General features: G+C 59.9%; 5 protein-coding genes and 1 pseudogene. 3 read left to right on the top strand and 3 right to left on the bottom strand.

The genetic code is table 11. From position 1 onward, the window contains the following. Positions 1-126: pseudogene (locus AB4Y43_RS40150) on the bottom strand (DDE-type integrase/transposase/recombinase); the annotation flags it as partial. Positions 127-477: 351 nt separating this feature from the next. Here AB4Y43_RS40150 and AB4Y43_RS40145 point away from each other — a divergent pair. From AB4Y43_RS40145 to AB4Y43_RS40135, 3 genes are all read left to right on the top strand, one after another. Next, entirely contained in the window at positions 478-906 is a 429-nt protein-coding gene (locus tag AB4Y43_RS40145) for a hypothetical protein (protein ID WP_368661877.1), read from the top strand. A 132-nt stretch (positions 907-1,038) separates the two neighbouring features. Continuing rightward, positions 1,039-1,377 carry an integration host factor subunit alpha gene (locus AB4Y43_RS40140; RefSeq protein WP_069269036.1) on the top strand — a complete coding sequence of 113 codons (339 nt, stop codon included), beginning with the start codon at positions 1,039-1,041 and terminating at the stop codon, positions 1,375-1,377. 856 nt (positions 1,378-2,233) lie between these two features. Continuing rightward, positions 2,234-2,512: a hypothetical protein gene (locus tag AB4Y43_RS40135; RefSeq protein WP_368661876.1), complete on the top strand. Its 279-nt coding sequence runs from the start codon at positions 2,234-2,236 to the stop codon at positions 2,510-2,512. A gap of 287 nt (positions 2,513-2,799) precedes the next feature. Here AB4Y43_RS40135 and AB4Y43_RS40130 read toward each other — a convergent pair whose 3' ends face one another. After that, positions 2,800-3,138 carry a type II toxin-antitoxin system RelE/ParE family toxin gene (locus AB4Y43_RS40130; protein ID WP_083245687.1) on the bottom strand — a complete coding sequence of 113 codons (339 nt, stop codon included), beginning with the start codon at positions 3,136-3,138 and terminating at the stop codon, positions 2,800-2,802. Beyond that, a complete protein-coding gene (locus AB4Y43_RS40125; RefSeq protein WP_342925222.1) occupies positions 3,138-3,422 on the bottom strand; it encodes a type II toxin-antitoxin system Phd/YefM family antitoxin in 285 nt (94 codons plus the stop codon). Before AB4Y43_RS40125 ends, AB4Y43_RS40130 begins: the two co-directional genes overlap by 1 nt. Positions 3,423-3,665 lie beyond the last annotated feature (243 nt).

The following is a 3,665-nucleotide window of genomic DNA, read 5'->3' as shown; positions in this document are numbered from 1 at the left end:
ATAGCGACGGGCGGCAGCCTTGTCACGATGGGCTCGAAGCAGGAAATCCACCGTCTTTCCGGCCTTGTCCCCAGCGCGATAAAGGTATTTCCACTGGCCACGCACCTTGGCGTACGTCTCGTCCACCGCCAGCTCTTGCCGGGGCGGCCAGTGGAAATGTTTGCACTGGGCCGCATGAAAAAACTGCTGCCCCACACAGTTTGTTCTGGCTGAACTACATATCAATTATTTTGATGTTAATTGTCTTGTGTCTCTCCTCCCAGGAGGCGAAACTTTTATCTCGCGCGGGCAGTGTGCGGTAACCAAGTGGGCTCGCCAATGGTTGAAAGATTGATTCAGAGTAGTGGGCGGCACCTCTTAAATCAGTAGGATCAGGTATGGTCGTTGAGCCACTAGCTGCTCGGGAATGGTTCGGCACCTTGCTGATGTTAGGCGGTGCATCACATCGCGTTTCCAATATCTCCTTCGTAAATTTATATGGCAGAGCTCGCAAAAATTACCGATGACACCCTTGGTGCTGTGCAAATTTGGGGGTTCCATGGAGAATGCAATGTAAGGGACGTCGCGGCGGCTCTTGAGGAGATCGCTGCGGGGCTAAAGGGCGACGGGCATACAATTCACGTGATGTCGGGCACCCACGGCTGTTGCGTGGGGCGAGTCGGTGCTGTCGCAATGCGCGAGCAAAGGTTTTCGGAACAAGATCGGGCTCTTGCCCACCCCATGACGGCAGACAACAAGGCCATTGTTGTGGCTGTCCACGACTTCAATACGAACAAGTTGCCGGCTCCCGACTATGTGTCCGCAGCGATGGCCAAGCTCAACAAGGACATCCGCGCGATCGTGGCAGAGACGCCCGGGATTCCTACATTCCTGCTCGCCTATTGCTGCAGTGCAGGCACGAAGTAGCAGCGATGGGTTCCGCGGGGTTTTGTCTTCAAGTCGCCCCGGGCATGCAGCCAATCCACTGCTCGCTCAGCCCGAGCCGGAGCGAATGAGCCGTCCGGCGCGGCCGGGCCAACTCAAGTCCGAAGCAAGTCGATGAAGCGCGACTGGCCCGTCATGCGGACGGCCGACGCGGCGCGCACTCGCACGTTCAGGAAAGCTGATCTGATCGCGGCGCTGTGTGATCGTGCGGGGCTAAGCCGGGAGGAGGCGACTGAAATGATCGAGGCGTTTTTCGAGACCCTACGCGCCACGCTGGCTGCCGGCGAAACGGTCAAGCTTGCCGGGTTCGGGGTCTTTGCGTTGCGTGACAAGCCACCGCGCCCCGGACGCAATCCGCAGACCGGCGTCGCTGCGCCCATTGCGGCACGCCGCATCGTAAAGTTTCGCGCCAGCGCGCAGCTGCAGGCGCGCGTGGAGCGGGATGACGCATGAAGAATGAAAGATCCCCCCCCAGGTCGCGCTGATTCGGGCAGCCCGTGCTGAGGCGAACAGTTGTGTGGGTGATCGCGTTCATTGACGGTGCAACGACCCGGTGGTGGGGCAGCATCAATGACTGGCAGCCGGACGAAACCCGTCTGAGCTCGGCGCCACGCTTGAGCGCTACCTTGGGCTCGTGGAAGCGTACCGGGCAGGCCGGGTGCCACAGCGCACGCACTCATGGTGTACCGCGACGGCACGTTCGCTTCGGTGATGCTGGGCGTCAGCACGCCTGAGGCCATCGGGTCTTACCCAGCAAGGCAGCGGAGGTGGCGCGCACGCGCAACGCCGCCCTTGGCTGAAGGCATGACCCGGCAGGGGCACTGAAGACTGATCGCCACTGCTTCGGCGCGTGAAACTCCCCCCAGAAATGCGAACGTATTGCACCGCCCCTGTCAGGACAGGCAAGTACATCCCGGCCGGTTTTCGGCCACAGGACAGGAACGTGACGTTTTCAAGTGGAGGCGCACGAAGGGAAGATGGAGAGCCCTCATAAAAACGGGGGAGAAGTCGGTGGGAAAACAGGCAAGGCACCCTGACGGCGGCGCGAGACAGCCTTTGAGGGACGGGGCTCAGTCAACCAGTCCCGTTGTTTTGATCGCCCAGCGGATGGAATTGGCCCGCAATCCGGCGACGGGCAAGGAGATCAACGAGGCGACAGGAATCATCCGGGTGAAGACGCCCCTCTGCAGGGTAGCAATGCCCGCGTCGGCTATTCAGCACGTTTCGTTTTTCCGCACCGTGCCCCGGTTCACGGTTCCATTCTTGACGGGAGAGGTCAACGCTCAGTCCACACGAATTTGCAACCCTGATGCTGGTTCGCCACGCAGCGGATCAGCTCGACATGAACCGCGCCGAACTGGACGCGCTCCTCGAACGGCAACTGGCGATGCTGGAACACGGCTCCGTGGGCAGGCGTCGCGCGCACCTGACGGAAAGGGGGCGGCCAGTCCTCGACGTGCTGCATCCGGACAGCGTTGAGCGGCGAAATCGCGCACCCGGGGCTAACGCAGGCGGCGATGCCAGGGACGGAGTTCCCAAGCCAGTGTTCGCCGCGACGGATTCCGCAATGCCGCAAGACGGAGGCTGAATACTGGTGTCCCGAATGACGACTACCGCGACGGCAGTCGCGCATATCAGGTGCAAGAAAAGGCAACGAAAATAGGGCGCTGGGCTGCACCGCGGCAAAGAGGATAACTAAGGATAACGACGGCCATTAGGAATCCCGCGTCCGCCCGGGCATTACTGCGCTACAACCCCGGCTCGCTGGCCGGGCTCCCGCATTCCGATACGGTCACAATAATCTACAGGAAGGCAGGAGGACGAAGATGTCGTCATTGCCGTCACCGGCGGATAATTGCTGCGTCATCCTGACGCTCACATGAGTCGAAGGACGATCCTCTGGAGCAGGGCCGGCAGGTCGCGTCGTGTATCGACCACGAGGTGAATGAAAACCGTGTCGTCCCGCACCTGGTAGATGATCCGGTTCCTGCCGCATAGGGCCTGCCGGAAACGCTCATCGACGAAGCCTTCGAGTTCGGCAGGAATATGGCCACTGTTGGGATACTGGCGAATCTGCGTGATGGTTTCCTGAATCTGCGCCGATGTCTGACGCCAGGTCTCCCATCCGAAGGTTCGGACAATGTAACTTCTCAGCTCGTCGATGCCGATCCGCGCGGTCGGCAGGACGCGGTACTTCAGCGGCGAGGCCGGCATCAGCGAAGTTTTTCCTGGCGGTCGAGTTCGTTGAGCTCCCCGAAGAATTCGTCGCCGTCGACATGGTCGTCGCGCTCGATATGCTTCTGGCCGATGGCCAGGAGCTTCAGCAGCGCGATGGTCTGCTGGGTCGCGTCGTAGGTTCGCACGTCCTGGACCACGAGTTTTGCTTCACCGTTCTGCGTGATGATGAGCGGCTCTCCCGAGTCGGTGAGGTCCTTGACGATCTGGGCGGCTTCGCTTTTGAGGTAGCTGATCGGCTTGACGTGATCGGCGAGGTGCATGGGGCGCTCCGTTGGGTCTAATAGGACTAAATATAGACCGTTATCGGTCACATCGCAACCGGTTACGAGGCTGGCAGCCGGCGTATTTAACATAATCAACATTATCGCAGTTTTATGTTGTACGGGCTAAGTTGTAGTGTCCGCTTTGGGGGTGCGGCGGAATTCTTGGACTATTAGGAGCTGGCCCATGTATTCATACGAAGAACGCATCCGAGCGGTCAAACTCTACTTGAAGCTTGGAAA

It is taken from the genome of Paraburkholderia sp. BR10872 (genome assembly GCF_040965835.1).
Taxonomy (GTDB): Bacteria; Pseudomonadota; Gammaproteobacteria; order Burkholderiales; family Burkholderiaceae; genus Paraburkholderia; species Paraburkholderia nodosa_A.
Note: the sequence above shows the minus strand (reverse complement) of the source record. Positions and strands in the feature narration are given on the sequence as shown.

Bases quoted from the DNA above. Each gene is read 5' to 3' on its own strand.
- AB4Y43_RS40135 (WP_368661876.1), top strand. From the start codon at position 2,234: ATGCTGGTTCGCCACGCAGCGGATCAGCTCGACATGAACCGCGCCGAA.
- AB4Y43_RS40145 (WP_368661877.1), top strand. From the start codon at position 478: ATGGCAGAGCTCGCAAAAATTACCGATGACACCCTTGGTGCTGTGCAA.
- AB4Y43_RS40140 (WP_069269036.1), top strand. From the start codon at position 1,039: ATGAAGCGCGACTGGCCCGTCATGCGGACGGCCGACGCGGCGCGCACT.
- AB4Y43_RS40125 (WP_342925222.1), bottom strand. From the start codon at position 3,422: ATGCACCTCGCCGATCACGTCAAGCCGATCAGCTACCTCAAAAGCGAA.
- AB4Y43_RS40130 (WP_083245687.1), bottom strand. From the start codon at position 3,138: ATGCCGGCCTCGCCGCTGAAGTACCGCGTCCTGCCGACCGCGCGGATC.